Genomic DNA, 14,181 nt, shown 5'->3' on the forward strand with positions numbered 1-14,181 from the left:
AGCCGACGCGGGTACGCTCAGCCCATGACCCAGCCAGCGACTCCCCCGCACCGCACCGTGCTCATCGGCGGCGCATCCGGCTTCATCGGTGCCGAACTTGTGCGTCAACTTCAGACCGAAGGGCACACCGTGCGACGCCTGGTGCGGCGAGCAACCGAGCGCAGCGACGAAGTCGAGTGGCACCCTGAGACCGGGCGACTCGCCCCCGAGGCACTCGATGGTGTTGATGCTGTGGTCAACCTGTCGGGAGCATCGCTCTCGCGGCTGCCATGGACGTATCGCTACAAGCGGCAGATTCTGCAGTCGCGGGTCCACGCGACCGAGACCCTTGCGCGGGCCATCGCGGCAGCACCGACGCCGCCCGCCGTATTTGTGAGTGGCTCGGCCGTTGGTTTCTATGGTGATCGGCCGGGCGAGCTCCTCACAGAGCAGGCACCTCAGGGCGACGGCTTTCTGCCCCGCGTCGTCGCCTCCTGGGAGGGCGCAACGGCGGCCGCCGACAACGCAACACGCGTCGTCCATGCACGCACCGGGCTCGTCATCGGCGAAGGTGGAGCCCTCGCCCCCCTCCGGCTGCTCACGAACCTCGGGGCGGGAGGGCCGCTCGGCACGGGCGAGCAGTGGTGGCCGTGGATCAGCCTGCACGACGAGGCGGCGGCCATCCGTCACCTCATCTTCGAGTCTGTGCTCGCGGGCCCGGTGAACCTTGTCGGGCCGACGCCGGCGACGGCTGCGACGATCGGGCGGAGTCTCGCTCGCGAACTCGGCCGACCCTACTGGCTGCCGGCCCCGCGGTGGGCGCTCATCGCGGCCCTCGCCGACGCGGGCCGCGAATTGCTCCTCGCAGACCAGCGCGTGGTGCCGCAGCGGCTGCTCGACGATGGCTTCACCTTCCGTGACGCCACCGCCGAGCTCGCGGTCACTGCGTCGGTGTTGCAGCCTTCTTCGTCGTAGCGCCCTGACCCGAGGCACCCTGACCCGTCGCGCCCTGGCCCGAGGCGCCGGCGAGAGCAACGCCAACGGCTTCGCCCGTCGCTCGGCCCGTGACGATGTCGGCAATGTCGATACCGACAAGATCCTTGATGATCTGCGTTGACGTCGCGAGCTGACCGGCAACACTCTGGCCGAGCTGCGTGGCACCGTCGCCCGAGATCACCGTCATGTTCGAGATCGCCGAGAGTGGTTCGGATGCTGCCCGCACAATCTCAGGCAGCTTCTCGATGAGCTGCTGCCGCAGGAGTTCGGTGGCACGCTCCTCGAGGGCTTCGGCGCGTGCCCGCGCTGATTCGGCCTCGGCGGAACCCTTCGCACGGATGGCGTCGGCCTCAGCGTCACCCTCCGCACGGAGTGCTTCGGAGGCCGCGATGCGGCGATTCTTCTCGGCGATGCCCTCGGCCTCGACGGCCTGCGCGGCGAACTGGCGCGAGTTCTTTTCGGCGACGGACTCGGCCTCGACGGCCTGGGCGGCCGACTTGCGCGCATCTCGTTCGGCGTCGGCCTTCGCGACTGCGGCACCAGCGGCGGCTTCAGCGTTCTTCTGCACCGCATAGGCTTCGGCGTCGGCGACCGCACGGATCTCGGCGTCAAGCTCTTGCTTGCGCAGGCCGACCCGCTTCTGCGCGGTGAGCTCCTGCTGCGAGATGACTTCCTGCTGTGAGATGGCTTCGGCGAGCGGGCGAGCCGCATCTGCCTCGGCACGCGCCTTGTCGGTCTCCTTCTGGATTTCGGCGTTGCGCAGGTCGAGCTTGCGCTGTTGCTCTGCGACCGCCTGCTCCGCCGCGATGCGGGCCTCCTCTGAGGCCTGGCGCGAGACGGATTCGGCAATCTCGGCGACCTGCTTCACGCGGGCCGCCTCACCACGCCCGAGGTCGCGGATGTAGCCGTGGTCGTCGTCGATCTCCTTGATCTGGAGCGTGTCGATCTGCAGTCCCTGCACGTCGAGCGACTCCCGCACGGCCTCAAGCACCTGGCCCTGCAGGGCCGAGCGGTTCGTAATGATCTCGGTGACGGTGAGCTGGCCGACGATCGATCGCACCGATCCGCTCAGCACCTCTTCGGTCGAGGTCTCGATCTGATCTTGCTGGTTGAGGAATCGCTGAGCGGCCGCGCGCACCATTGCCTCAGAGCCACCCACCTTCACCACCGCGACGGCGTTGACTTTGATGGTGATGGCGTCGCGGGTCTGCGCCGTGGCCTGCACGTTGAGCTGCCGGCTGCGCAGGCTGAGCTTGAAGTGCGCTTCGACAATGGGCTTGACGAAGACGCGAGACCCGAAGACGACCTTCTGGCCGGCATTCTCAAACTCGCCACTCGCCGCCCGCGCTCCCTTCTGCCGCGAGGTGACGATGATCGCTTCGTCGGGCTTGGCGATCTTGATGCCGCGAAGCGTGATGAAGAGCAGCACCAGAACGATCACGGCGGCGACGCCGATCAGCACCGCACCAATCAGGTCGAAGGGGAAGAGCATGCGGGGCCTTTCGCGCGAAATGTCCGGGGCGCTGATTCAGCGCACCGGGAGCGTGGCGAACAGTGTTCGCTGTGCGTCGGGTTCGAGTATGTCTGAGGTGGTCGCCGACGCGCCAGGCCCATCGAGCGCTCGGTGTGATTGTCGGGGGAATACGAGAGACTGTTCTTGGCGTTGACCCATCGTGCAGCAAGCGCTCCGTTCACGCACGATGGGACCCAATGACAGAACAGATCACGCAGACCGGGGGCATCACCCGCCCGAGCACCGGTGCAGTCTCGACGACGAATCCGGCGCTGGATGATGCGGCGCTCGCCTCTCGTAATCGGCTCGTCATCGGTCTCCTGCTGGTGTCGGCGTTCGTCGTCATCCTCAACGAAACCATCATGGGGGTCGCACAGCCGCGACTCATGGAAGACCTGGGCATCACGTATAGCTCGGTGCAGTGGCTCACGACAGCGTTCCTGCTCACGATGGCGGTCGTCATTCCGACGACCGGATTCTTGCTCAAACGGTTTAGCACCCGCACGATCTTTCTCACCGCCATGACGCTCTTCTCCGTCGGCACGCTCATCTGCGCCACGGCACCGGGGTTCGGCATGCTGCTCGCCGGGCGCATCACACAGGCCAGCGGCACCGCGATGATGATGCCACTGCTCATGACGACGGTCATGACGCTTGTCGCACCCGCCGCGCGTGGCCGCACGATGGGCAATATCTCGATCGTTATTTCTGTCGCGCCGGCCATCGGCCCCACCACCTCCGGCCTCATCCTCAATGTGCTCGACTGGCGCTGGCTCTTTTGGCTCGTGCTGCCGATCGCGCTCGCGTCGCTCATCCTGGGCGCCGTCAAGGTGCGCAACGTCTCAGAGCCGCGCAGCGTGCCGCTCGACCTTGCATCGGTCGTGCTCTCGGCGCTCGCCTTCGGTGGGATCATCTACGGTCTCAGCAGCCTCGGCGAGGCAGCGCAGGGCACCGTGCCCCTGCCGTTGTGGATTCCCTTTGTGGTTGGTGGCACCGCGATGGTTGCCTTCGTGCTGCGCCAAACCCGACTGCAGCGGTTCGACCGGGCACTGCTCGACCTGCGCACGTTCCTCAGCCCCGTCTTCACGCTGGCGACCGCCCTCCTCGTCATCTGCATGGCCGTCCTGTTCGGCGTCATCATCGTGCTCCCGATCTACACGCAGGACGTGCTCGGGCTCGAACCGCTGCAGACGGGCCTCATGCTGCTGCCCGGCGGCATCCTCATGGGGGTGCTTGCGCCCTTTGTCGGCCGCATCTTCGACCGGCTCGGAGCCCGCGCCCTCGTCATCCCTGGTTCGATCATCACGAGCGCAGCGCTGTGGAGCATGACGCTGCTCCGCGCCGATTCGCAGTTTTGGGGGGTTCTCGTCGCCCACCTCACCCTCAGTGTTGGTCTCGCGCTGCTCTTCACTCCTCTTTTCACGTCGGCGCTCGGCGCGCTCACGCCAGATTTCTATCCGCACGGCAGTGCGATCATCGGCACGGTCCAGCAACTCGGTGGGGCGGCGGGCACGGCACTCGTGGTCACGCTCATGACCACGCGCGCGGTCGAACTGCTCGCGGGCGGCTCGAGCGATATCGCGGCGACCGCCGAGGGCATCAATGTCGCCGTGACGGGCGGAGCGATTCTGTCGCTCTTCCTGGTGTTCGGGTCGTTCTTCATCCGCACACCGTCTGCTACTCCGAGCGGTTCGGCGGGGCACTGACGACATGATCACAGGGTTCGCGGAGGGCGTCGGCATCCTCGTTCGTGGGTTCCGCGCGTGGGGCACGTCGCCACGGGCCATGCTCATCGGGCTCGTGCCCGGCATCATCACCTCGATCATCTTCGGCGCGGCGATCATCGCGCTCGTGGTGAACCTCGACCGAATCACCGTCGCGCTCTCCTGGTTTGCGGTCGACTGGGACGAGTTTTGGCTCAGCGCCCTCCGCATCGGTATCGGCATCGCCCTGCTCGGGGTCAGCGCACTCATCGTCGTCTACACGTTCACAGTCGTCACCCTCGCAATCGGCGGCCCCTTCTTCGAGAAAATCTCCCACGCGGTCGACGATCGCATCGGCCCCGTCACCGAGGGCGAGCCGGTGCCCATGCTGCGGGGCATTCTGCGCGGCATCGGCGAGGCGATCGGTGTGCTCGCCCTCACCATCGCGATCGGCATCGGGCTGTTCGCGCTCGGCCTCGTGCCCGTGATCGGCTCGATCACCGCCGCCACCATCGGAGTGTTCACGGGCGGGTGGTTTTTGTCGCTCGAGCTCACTGCGACCGCATTCGAGCGCCGCGGCATCCGGTTCGGTCAGCGCCGACGCGTGCTCGGGCAGCGCCGCTCGGTCACCCTCGGGTTCGGCGTGGCGACCTTCCTACTGTTTCTCGTGCCGCTCGGTGCGGCCCTGTCGATGCCGGCCGCGGTCGCGGGTGGCACCCTGCTCACCCGCAAGAGCCTCGGCGAGCCGACAACGCCAGACGCCGTCAGCCCTCGCTGATCGCCCGCTCGAGGCGGTCGAGCTTGCCCTCGAGCTCGCCCGTGTAGCCGGGGCGGATGTCGGCCTTCAGCACGAGCGAGACGCGCGAGCCGAACTCGCCGACGGCCTCCGTGGCGGCTTTCACGACCGCCATCACCTCATCCCACTCGCCTTCAATGGTGGTGAACATCGCGTCGGTGCGGTGTGGCAGGCCCGAATCTCGCACGACCTTGACGGCTGCGGCGACCGCATCGTGCACGGACCCATCGGTGCGGCCGGTGCCGCCTGGCGAGACAGAAAAGGCTACGAGCATGCGCCCAGTGTAGAGCGGCCCCTCGCACAGCTGGTTCATAGGTGACGTCGAGGGTTGCCGCAGACTTGCGCCGATACGCTGATCTTCTCTCGACACGAAGGCGGACCCATGGCGAAACTCTCCACGCGCGCAAAGGTGATCATCGCCGCGGCTGCGGTAGTCGTGCTCGGCGCAACCGCGGCAGTCGCGGGGCCAATCATCTATCGCGATTTCATCGCCGCCCCCGCTGCCGACACCCCGAGCGCCGCACTCGAAGCCGATGAGAGCCTCGAGGCGAGCACCCTCGATGAGGATGCTCTCGCCGGCGAGTGGGTGGTGACCGACGGTTCGTACGCGGGGTATCGCGTCGACGAGGTGCTCAACGGCACGGATGTCACGGTCACGGGCCGCACAGAAGAGGTGAGCGGAACCGTCACGACGACCGACACTGAGGTCACCGAGGCCGTCGTGAACGTCGATGTCGCAAGCATCGCGACCGACTCGTCGAGTCGCGACTCCTACTTCAGGGACACTGCCCTTCGGGTTTCGGAGCACCCGACCGCGACCTTCGAACTGACGAGCCCCATCGCGGCCCCCTCGGATGTGAGCCTCGATGAGCAGCAGACGGTCTCGGCCACCGGCATCCTGACCCTCGCTGGCGAAAGCGTTGAGGTGACGGCGGAGCTCGCGGTCGTCGTCTCTGGCGACACCGTTCGCATCGCAGGGTCGGTGCCGATCACGTTCGCCGATTTCGGCGTCGAGGCACCGAATCTCGGGTTCGTGCAGGTCGAACCGACCGGCTTTGTGGAGTTTCTCGTCGTCGTCACGCAGTCCTGACGCTCGGAGCGCTTCCGGCCTCACGCCGCCCTTCGTCGATGATGAGGTCGGCGAGGGCGCGCGGCCGCTCCCGCTCGATGAAGGCATCCTCCTGGGCCGCCCACCGGTCCCAGTGCGGGGCGTAGCCGTCACCGTCGCGGGCGAGGGCTCGTGCCTTGCGGGTCGCGGCGTCGAGCTCGACCCACACGGCTAGGGTGGCGTGGGCGCGTGATGCGCGGCTGAGGGCGCCGCATCCTTCGATCACGAGCGGCGTCGCCGGGTCGAGGTGATTCCAGCCCGCCGGCCGCTCGCGCGCCCAGTCCCAGGTGCGCCACCCGGGCTCGTGCGGATGCAATACGTCATCGACGACCATGCGGCTGCCGGCAGCGAGACCATCCCAGCCGGGGTAGAAGTCGTCGAGCCGCACGAGCTGCGCCGCGTCGATCGCGGCGGTGAGGGCTCGAGCCAGTGTGGTCTTGCCTGAGCCGGAGCGGCCATCGATGAGGATGATCGGGCGCGGCAGCCCCGCAACAGCATCGACGATGTGTGGCACGGCGACGACGATCGTTGCCGCAGTGGCGGGGGCTCGACGAGGTTCGGCGTCGGGGCTCGGGCGGATCATGTGCGAGCCCCGATGAAGTTCCAGTGTCCGGTCGCCACCGAAACCCCGACCGCGGTCACCGCGATCGCGACACCGATGGCGATGAGGGCGACTTCGCTGGCGCCGAAGTGCGATGGGCGCGCCCAGGTGCGCGGGGTGTCACCGCCGAACCCTCGCGCCTCCATCGCCGTCGCGAGTTTGCTGCCGCGGCGGATGGCGATCACGAGCAGCGTGAAGGCTTGGCCCGGCAGCCGGCGAATGCGCCCCTGATCGGCAACACCGCGGGCGCGACGACCCAGTTCGATGCTTCGCCAGTCGTCGAGCAGCAGCCCGACGAGCCGGAGTCCGGCGAGCCCGCCGAGCACGAAACGACTGGGTAGGCGGGCGACCTGCGCGAGCCCGTCGGCAAGATCGGTGGGATCGATCGTGACGAAGAGTACGACCGCGGGGATCCCGATCGCGAGGATTCGCAACACGGTGGCGAGCGCAAGGGTGAGCGAGCCGTCGCTCACGTGCACAAAGGCCCACTGCCAGTGGGTCTCGCCCGATGCTTCACCGTAGAGCGCAATCGTGATTCCGGCGAGTGGGGCGAGCATCCAGACGGGCATGGTTCTGAGCGCGAGGGTGCGCGCGCTGAGGCCCGCAAAGGCGACGAGCACGAGTTCGAGGGCGAGCGCGACGGTGGCCGACACCCAGTCGATCGTGAGCACGAGCACGCCGGCGATGAGGATGGCCGTCGCGAGTTTTGCCACCGGGTTCACGCGGTGGATCGCGAGGTCGCCGCGCACCGGGGTCATGACGCTCACGGTGCGGTCACCTCGTCCGCACTCGTCACCCGGAGGGCGCTCGTGGCGACGGCATCGACGAGCGCCTGATCGTGCGTCGCCATGACGATCGCGCTGCCCTCGTCGAGGAGGTGCGCGAGCATGGCGATGAGCTCCTCCCACGTGCGGGAATCCTGGCCGAAGGTCGGCTCGTCGAGCACGAGCACGGGCGGGCGTGTTGCGAGCATCGTGGCGACTGAGAGCCGTCGCTTTTCGCCGCCCGAGAGGGTGAAGGGGTTGGCATCGGCAAGGTGGTCGAGCCGCAGCCGATGCAACAGCTCGTCGACCCGCCCTTCCGCGAGCGTCTTTTCGAGCTTCAGCGCACCGAGCCCGACGCCAAGCTCGTCGCGTACCCGCCCGGTGAGCAGCTGGTGTTCCGGATCTTGAAACACTGTGCCGATCCGCGTCAACAGCTGCTTCGAACGCCACGTGATCGGATGTGGTCCTGCGCCCGCCGCGAGCGCTTCAGCGGCGACGACGGCCCCCGCCTCGGGCGGCAGGAGCCCAGCAAGGGTCAACGCGAGGGTCGACTTGCCTGCACCGTTCGGCCCCACGATCGCGATCGCCTGCCCGGCGGCGATCTCAAGATTCACATCGCTCTGCACGGGGGTGCCGCGCGTGCGGGCGACGCTGAGCCCGTCTGCACTCAGCAGCAGCTGATTGCTCGGGTCGGTTCGGCGCACGGGGTGCGCTGGAGGATGCGATGGCACCCAGATTCCGGATGCCGCGAGCGCCTCCCCCTCGTCGGTGAGTACCCGCGCGGGGTCGCCGTCGGCGAGCACGCACCCGTCGGCCCCGAGCACAATGACACGGTCGACGAGGTCACGCCAGACCTCAACCCGGTGTTCAACCACGACAAGGGTCGCCCCCGTTTCGTCGAGCAGGCGGCGCGTGGCATCCCGCACTTCGATGACACCGTCGGGGTCGAGATTCGCTGTGGGTTCGTCGAGCAGGAGCAGTCGCGGTTGCATCGCGAGGACCCCGGCGAGTGCGAGCCGCTGCTTTTGGCCGCCGGAGAGCGCCGAGGTGGCGTGGTCGAGCTGGAGGTCGAGGCCGACCGTGTCGAGTGCGTGCGCGACTCGCTGCCAGATTTCGTCTCGGGGCACGCCGAGGTTTTCGCAGCCGAAGGCGACATCGTCACCAACTCTGGCGAGGATGACCTGGGCATCCGGATCTTGCAGCACGAGCCCGACGGTGCCCCGTTGGCTCTCGGTCGGAGCCCCGTCGAGGTCGAGCGTGCCGGTGCTTTCGCCCTCGTCGTCGCCGCCGAGCACACCGGCGAGGGCGTGCATGAGGGTCGACTTGCCCGAGCCGGAGGCTCCGAGCAGCAGCACGCGCTCGCCGGGTGAGATGTCGAGGTCGAGTGCCTGCACCGCCCAGGTCTCGCGTGCGGCGTGACGCCAGCCCCACCCGCGGGCGCTGATGCGAGCGCCCGCGGTGGTGCCTGGCGTGTGCGCGTTCAGCGTCGCACCGTTGCTTCCCTGCCGGCGGCGAAGCGGCTCAGCGCTCCGGTTCGTGCGAGACCGCGAACGGCGAGCCACGAGAGGAACCCCGCGATAACGGCACCGGAGACAATGGCTGAGACGGTGTAGACAGCGACGAAGGTGGGGGCGGCACCCGGGTACCAGAGAGTGAGGTCGGTGATCGCCATCGCGAGTCCTGCACCCATTCCCGCGAGCACGGCGCCGCTGAGGCGCCAGTTGAGGTAGAAGAACAGGGCGAAGACGAGTTCGGCGCCGAGCCCCTGCATCAGCCCAGAGACGAGCGTGAGGGCGCCCCACTGGTTGCCGACGAGCGCCGACACGGTCGCGGCGAGCACCTCGCCGTAGATGGCAGCCCCGGGCTTGCGCACGATGAGCGCCGTGAGCACCCCGGCGAAAAGCCAGCCGCCGCCGAGCAGCGCCGAGAGCCCTGGCAAGAAGACGAAGACGTTGCTGAGCGGCTCGTACGCGACGTTCCAGGCGAGAAAGATAAGCCCGGATGCGACGCCGATGACACTGGCGACGACAATGTCGACGACACGCCATCGCAGGACAGGCTTCTTCTTCGCGGGGGCTGCGGTGGTGGTTTCAGATGTGGTCATGGTTCCTTCTTCTGCCTCGCGGCGGTCGGCGGGATGACCTGGGCGGGCGGGCGCCCGGCATGCGTGCGCGGCGAACCCGTGGTGGCGCGCGCGACGGCGCGAACCCTGTGGGCTCTCAGAAGTGTGTCAACCGACATTCGGTTCCCTCCCTGCGCTGGCATGATCCAGATCAGGTTCGACGGTCGAAGCTTGGAGTAGCTTCCTCTCAGCCCGGCTCACCGGACTCCCGTGTGTACGCAGAACAGCATAGCGCTCTCGCTGGGCGCACGCCGTGCATGCATTAGCTCTGGGCGGATGCTCCCCCGCGCGCCTTGAGCATTGCGTCTTCTGCCGCGACCCACGCGAGCATCGCGCACTTCACGCGCGCGATGTATCGCGAGACCCCGCCGAGCGCGGCGGCATCGCCCAACAGATCTTCATCGGGCTCGATTGTGCCGCGCGACCGCATCGCCGTGCGGAACGAGTCGATGCGGAGGGTGAGCTCGTCAACCGTGAGCCCTTCGGCCGCCATCTCGCTGAACAGCGATGCGGAGGCCTGCGAGATGGCGCAGCCGTGTCCCTCCCAGTGCACGCTCGCCACGCCGGCATCATCGATGTCGATCTCGAGGGTGATCTCGTCGCCGCAGGTCGGGTTGAGCTGGTGGGAGCTGCCGGCGGCGGAGCCGGTGAGTCCGTAGCCGATCGGCTGGCGGGAGTGGTGGAGGATGATCTCCTGGTAGAGCGACTGCAGTTCAGAGGAGGTCATTTCGGCGCTCCGAAGAAGTCGATGGTGTCGGCGACGGCCGCGACGAGCTGGTCGATCTCGTCCTCCGTCGTGTAGAGGTAGGCGCTCGCTCGGGTTGATGAGGTGATGCCGAGCCTGCGGTGGAGCGGCTGCGCACAGTGGTGGCCGACGCGCGCCGCGATGCCGCGGTCGTCGAGAAACTGCCCGACGTCATGCGAGTGGATGCCCGCAACATCGAAGCTCGCGAGGCCAACCCGTTCGGCTCCCGCCGCAGGCCCGAGCACTCGCACGCCGTCGATCGCGGCGAGCCCGTCAACGAGTCGCTGGCCGAGGGCGGACTCGTGCGCCGCGATGCGATCGAGGCCGACTGTCTCGAGGTAGCCGATCGCGGCGGCGAGGGCAACCGCCTGCGATACACGCTGCGTTCCCGCCTCGAAGCGCTGCGGTGGCGGCAGATATTCGGCCTTCTCCATCGTCACGGTTGTGATCATCGAGCCACCTGTGAGGAAGGGCGGGAGGGCATGCAGGAGCGCACGGCGGCCGTAGAGCACCCCGATGCCGGTCGGCCCCAGCATTTTGTGCCCAGAGAAGGCGGCGAAATCGACATCGAGGCGAGCGAAATCCGTCACCATGTGCGGCACCGACTGGCATGCGTCGAGCACCGTGATCGCACCGACCGCCTTCGCGCGGGCGACGAGCAGGTCAACTGGGCTCACGCTGCCGAGCACATTGGAGACGTGGGTAAACGCGACGATGCGCGTGCGCTCTGTGATGATGTCGTCGAGACCATCGAGCACGAGGGCACCCTCATCATCGACGGGGATGTGGCGGAGTGTCGCGCCGGTGCGCGCCGCAAGCTCGATCCATGGGATGAGGTTGGCGTGGTGCTCCTGCTCGGTGACGACGATCTCGTCGCCGGGGGTGAGCCGCACGGCCGGGTCGCCGCCGAGCAGGCTCGCATTCGAGATCGCGTAGGCGACGAGATTGATGGCTTCGGTCGCGTTCGAGGTCCAGACGATTTCGTCGTCGGCCGCGCCGATAAAGCGCGCAACACTTGCGCGGGCGTCTTCGAACTGCTCTGTCGCGAGGGCGGCGAGCGTGTGGGCTCCGCGGTGCACCGCCGAATTATGCCGCTCGGCGAACTCGCGTTCAGCATCAAGCACCTGCGTGGGCCGCTGCGAGGTCGCCCCCGAATCGAGGTAGACGAGCGGATGCCCGTTGATCTCCTGGTGAAGGATCGGAAAATCGGCGCGAATTGCCGTGAGTTCAGCCGGGCTGAACGACGTGGCGACGGGGGCTGCGGTGCTGATGGGGGAACCTGCTCTCGAGAATGCTCCCAGCCTAGAACGCGTGCGGGGAATGCGGCATTCCGTGACGGACAGGTTTCATTCATTGGGCAATTGCTTCAGGCGTTTTCAAATTGAGACATTCGCGCAATTTGCCCCGCCAGGAGCGCGATCGGGCCGCACGTCGATCACCGCGAAGGCGCGTCGAGGTCGATCCCGCCTGGAGAAGCGATGGGCATCGTGCCTACGGTGGTGGTCCATCACAATCTCGATACAAGACGGTGACACGCTCTGACCACACTCATCCGGCCGCCCCGCATGGGCGACGGCGCCGACATCTGGCGCGTCGCCCGTGACGCCCACACCCTCGACCTCAACTCCTCGTACGCGTACGTGCTCTTCGCCCGTGACTTCGCGGTGACCTGCCGCGTCGCCGTCGTTGATGGTGAAACCGCCGGATTCGTCATCGGTTACCTGCGGCCGCAGCATCCGGAGTGCGTCTTCGTGTGGCAGGTCGCGGTCGACGAGCGGTTCCGTGGGCTCGGGCTGGCCGGGCGGATGCTCGACAGCCTTGTCGAAGACGGTGTCGCTGGCGGCACCGTGCGCAGTGTCGAGACGACCATCACCGACGACAACGCGGCCTCGCAACGGCTCTTTGCCTCGTTTGCCAAGCGCTGGGGCGGGGCGGCCGTCACGGTGCGGCCGCTCATCGAGGACTGGCACTTTCCCGAGGGCGAAGGCCACGAGCCGGAGCCCCTCTACGAGATCGGTCCCCTCGCTCCGCGCGAGAGCACCGACTGACAGAACACCGCCCACCCATATTTCGCGTGCACCCGGCACGCCACCAATCAGGAGGAACACATCCGAATGACAGATTTCACGCACCTCGAATCACAGGTCCGCAGCTACTCCCGCTCCTGGCCGGTCGTCTTTGACCGCGCCGTCGGCAGCACCATGTTCGATGAAGACGGACGCGAGTACCTCGACTTCTTCGCCGGCGCTGGCGCCCTCAACTACGGGCACAACAATCCGAAGCTCAAGACGACGCTCATCGACTACCTCAGCGACGACAGGGTGGTGCACTCGCTCGACATGTTCACGAGTGCACGCCGCGACTTTCTCACCACCTTCTCGGAGGTCATCCTGAAGCCGCGCAGTCTCGACTACAAGGTCGTCTTTCCCGGCCCCGGCGGCGCCAATGCCGTCGAGGCTGCGCTGAAGCTCGCGCGCAAAGTGACCGGCCGCGAGTCGATCATCAACTTCACGAACGCGTTCCACGGCATGACCCTTGGCGCCCTCTCCGTGACGGGCAACTCGCTCAAGCGCGGCGGTGCCGGAGTCCCGCTCGTCCACGCGACCCCGATGCCGTACGACGACTATTTCAACGGCGACTACCCCGACTTCTTCTACATGGAGCGCCTGCTCGATGACAGCGGCAGCGGACTCAACATGCCCGCCGCCGTGATCGTCGAGGCGGTGCAGGGCGAGGGCGGCATCAACGCCGCTCGGGCCGAGTGGCTCCGCGCCCTCGCCGCGCTCTGCAAGGCGCGCGACATCCTGCTCATCCTCGACGACATCCAGATGGGCTGCGGCCGCACGGGTGACTTCTTCAGCTTCGAAGAGGCCGGCATCGTGCCCGACATCGTGTGCCTCTCCAAGTCGATCAGCGGCTACGGCCTCCCCATGGCGCTCACCCTCGTGAAGCCAGAACTCGACATCTGGGAGCCCGGCGAGCACAACGGCACCTTCCGCGGCATCAGCCCGGCCTTCGTCACCGCCACCGAGGCGATCCGCATCTACTGGACGGATGACACGCTGAAGCAGTCGACGCTCGCAAAGGGCGTCAAGGTCGAGAGCCGGTTCAACGGTCTCGTCGCACGCTTCCCCGAATACGAACTCATCGCGAAGGGCCGAGGCCTCGCACGGGGCCTGCAGTTCCCGAGCGGTGACCTCGCCGATGCCGTCTGCCGCGAGGCATTCGAGCGTGGGCTCCTCATGGAGACCTCTGGCCCCGAGGGCGAGGTCATGAAGATCCTCCCGGCCCTCACCCTCACGGATGACGAACTTGAGCGTGGCCTCGCCATCATCGAAGCATCCGTCGCCGCCGTGCTCGAGACGGCCGCACCGCCGGTATCGACGGTAGAGAAGTCGAAGGCGGAGAAGGAGACGACCGCAGCATGATCGTTCGCACCATCGATGAAATCACCGACACCGACGCCGACATCAAGACCGCGAACTGGCGCAGCAAGCGCATCGTGCTCGCGAAGGAGGGCGTGGGCTTCTCCGTGCACGAGACGACGCTGTATGCGGGCACCGTCAATGAGTTCTGGTACGCCAACCACATCGAGGCGGTCTTCATCGTCGAGGGTGAGGGCGAAATCACCGACCTCGCGACGAACGAGACGCACCAGTTGCGCCCCGGATCGCTCTACCTGCTGAACAACCACGACAAGCACGAGGTGCGCCCGCGCACGCAAATGCGCACCGTGTGCGTCTTCAATCCGCCCATCACTGGCCGTGAGGTCCACGACGAGCACGGGGTTTACCCGCTCGTCGTCGAACCCGCCTGAGCGGCGTTCGAGCATCGAAGCACGACCGAAGGAGGAA

15 protein-coding genes and 1 riboswitch are annotated in these 14,181 nt (G+C 67.2%); of the genes, 7 read left to right on the top strand and 8 right to left on the bottom strand.

Translation table 11 applies throughout. From position 1 onward, the window contains the following. Positions 1 to 24 precede the first annotated feature (24 nt). Positions 25 to 954, top strand: coding sequence for a TIGR01777 family oxidoreductase (locus ACY48M_RS05105; RefSeq protein ID WP_462819143.1), 930 nt, complete (start codon positions 25 to 27; stop codon positions 952 to 954). On the opposite strand, the gene ACY48M_RS05110 is transcribed toward ACY48M_RS05105, so the two are convergent. Next, positions 920 to 2,467: an SPFH domain-containing protein gene (locus ACY48M_RS05110; RefSeq protein WP_462819144.1), complete on the bottom strand. Its 1,548-nt coding sequence runs from the start codon at positions 2,465 to 2,467 to the stop codon at positions 920 to 922. The two genes, ACY48M_RS05105 and ACY48M_RS05110, sit on opposite strands and share 35 nt — an antisense overlap. A 218-nt stretch (positions 2,468 to 2,685) precedes the next feature. On the opposite strand from ACY48M_RS05110, the gene ACY48M_RS05115 reads away from it, so the two are divergent. Both ACY48M_RS05115 and ACY48M_RS05120 read left to right on the top strand, forming a co-directional pair. Continuing rightward, positions 2,686 to 4,194 (top strand): MDR family MFS transporter, encoded by a 1,509-nt coding sequence (locus ACY48M_RS05115; protein ID WP_462819145.1) that lies wholly within the window; start codon positions 2,686 to 2,688, stop codon positions 4,192 to 4,194. Positions 4,195 to 4,198: 4 nt separating this feature from the next. Further along, a complete protein-coding gene (locus ACY48M_RS05120; RefSeq protein ID WP_462819146.1) occupies positions 4,199 to 4,969 on the top strand; it encodes an EI24 domain-containing protein in 771 nt (256 codons plus the stop codon). Here the strand turns inward: ACY48M_RS05120 and ACY48M_RS05125 are convergent. Continuing rightward, on the bottom strand, positions 4,956 to 5,261 hold the full coding sequence (locus tag ACY48M_RS05125; RefSeq protein ID WP_462819147.1) for a thiamine-binding protein: 306 nt from the start codon (positions 5,259 to 5,261) through the stop codon (positions 4,956 to 4,958). The two genes, ACY48M_RS05120 and ACY48M_RS05125, sit on opposite strands and share 14 nt — an antisense overlap. Positions 5,262 to 5,369: 108 nt before the next feature. Between ACY48M_RS05125 and ACY48M_RS05130 the strand changes: the two genes are divergently transcribed. Continuing rightward, the gene (locus tag ACY48M_RS05130) at positions 5,370 to 6,077 is read left to right on the top strand and encodes a YceI family protein (RefSeq protein WP_462819148.1); all 708 of its coding nucleotides are present in this window, start codon (positions 5,370 to 5,372) and stop codon (positions 6,075 to 6,077) included. Here ACY48M_RS05130 and ACY48M_RS05135 read toward each other — a convergent pair. From ACY48M_RS05135 to ACY48M_RS05160, 6 genes are all read right to left on the bottom strand, one after another. Beyond that, a complete protein-coding gene (locus ACY48M_RS05135; protein ID WP_462819149.1) occupies positions 6,064 to 6,678 on the bottom strand; it encodes an AAA family ATPase in 615 nt (204 codons plus the stop codon). The two genes, ACY48M_RS05130 and ACY48M_RS05135, sit on opposite strands and share 14 nt — an antisense overlap. After that, positions 6,675 to 7,454 (bottom strand): energy-coupling factor transporter transmembrane component T family protein, encoded by a 780-nt coding sequence (locus ACY48M_RS05140; protein WP_462819264.1) that lies wholly within the window; start codon positions 7,452 to 7,454, stop codon positions 6,675 to 6,677. Before ACY48M_RS05140 ends, ACY48M_RS05135 begins: the two co-directional genes overlap by 4 nt. Before the next feature lie 5 nt (positions 7,455 to 7,459). Next, on the bottom strand, positions 7,460 to 9,022 hold the full coding sequence (locus ACY48M_RS05145) for an ABC transporter ATP-binding protein (protein ID WP_462819150.1): 1,563 nt from the start codon (positions 9,020 to 9,022) through the stop codon (positions 7,460 to 7,462). Further along, on the bottom strand, positions 8,941 to 9,564 hold the full coding sequence (locus ACY48M_RS05150) for an ECF transporter S component (RefSeq protein ID WP_462819151.1): 624 nt from the start codon (positions 9,562 to 9,564) through the stop codon (positions 8,941 to 8,943). Before ACY48M_RS05150 ends, ACY48M_RS05145 begins: the two co-directional genes overlap by 82 nt. 129 nt (positions 9,565 to 9,693) lie before the next feature. After that, a riboswitch (TPP riboswitch) is annotated at positions 9,694 to 9,804 on the bottom strand. 40 nt (positions 9,805 to 9,844) lie between these two features. After that, positions 9,845 to 10,309 carry a Fe-S cluster assembly sulfur transfer protein SufU gene (gene sufU, locus ACY48M_RS05155; protein ID WP_462819152.1) on the bottom strand — a complete coding sequence of 155 codons (465 nt, stop codon included), beginning with the start codon at positions 10,307 to 10,309 and terminating at the stop codon, positions 9,845 to 9,847. Beyond that, positions 10,306 to 11,598 (bottom strand): SufS family cysteine desulfurase, encoded by a 1,293-nt coding sequence (locus ACY48M_RS05160; RefSeq protein ID WP_462819265.1) that lies wholly within the window; start codon positions 11,596 to 11,598, stop codon positions 10,306 to 10,308. Before ACY48M_RS05160 ends, sufU begins: the two co-directional genes overlap by 4 nt. A 279-nt stretch (positions 11,599 to 11,877) precedes the next feature. Here ACY48M_RS05160 and ectA point away from each other — a divergent pair, with 279 nt between their 5' ends. From ectA to ACY48M_RS05175, 3 genes are all read left to right on the top strand, one after another. After that, entirely contained in the window at positions 11,878 to 12,375 is a 498-nt protein-coding gene (gene ectA, locus ACY48M_RS05165) for a diaminobutyrate acetyltransferase (protein ID WP_462819266.1), read from the top strand. 66 nt (positions 12,376 to 12,441) lie between these two features. Further along, entirely contained in the window at positions 12,442 to 13,755 is a 1,314-nt protein-coding gene (gene ectB / locus ACY48M_RS05170; protein ID WP_462819153.1) for a diaminobutyrate--2-oxoglutarate transaminase, read from the top strand. Continuing rightward, a complete protein-coding gene (locus tag ACY48M_RS05175) occupies positions 13,752 to 14,144 on the top strand; it encodes an ectoine synthase (RefSeq protein WP_462819154.1) in 393 nt (130 codons plus the stop codon). Before ectB ends, ACY48M_RS05175 begins: the two co-directional genes overlap by 4 nt. Positions 14,145 to 14,181: the final 37 nt, after the last annotated feature.

This window comes from Homoserinimonas flava, assembly GCF_054969005.1.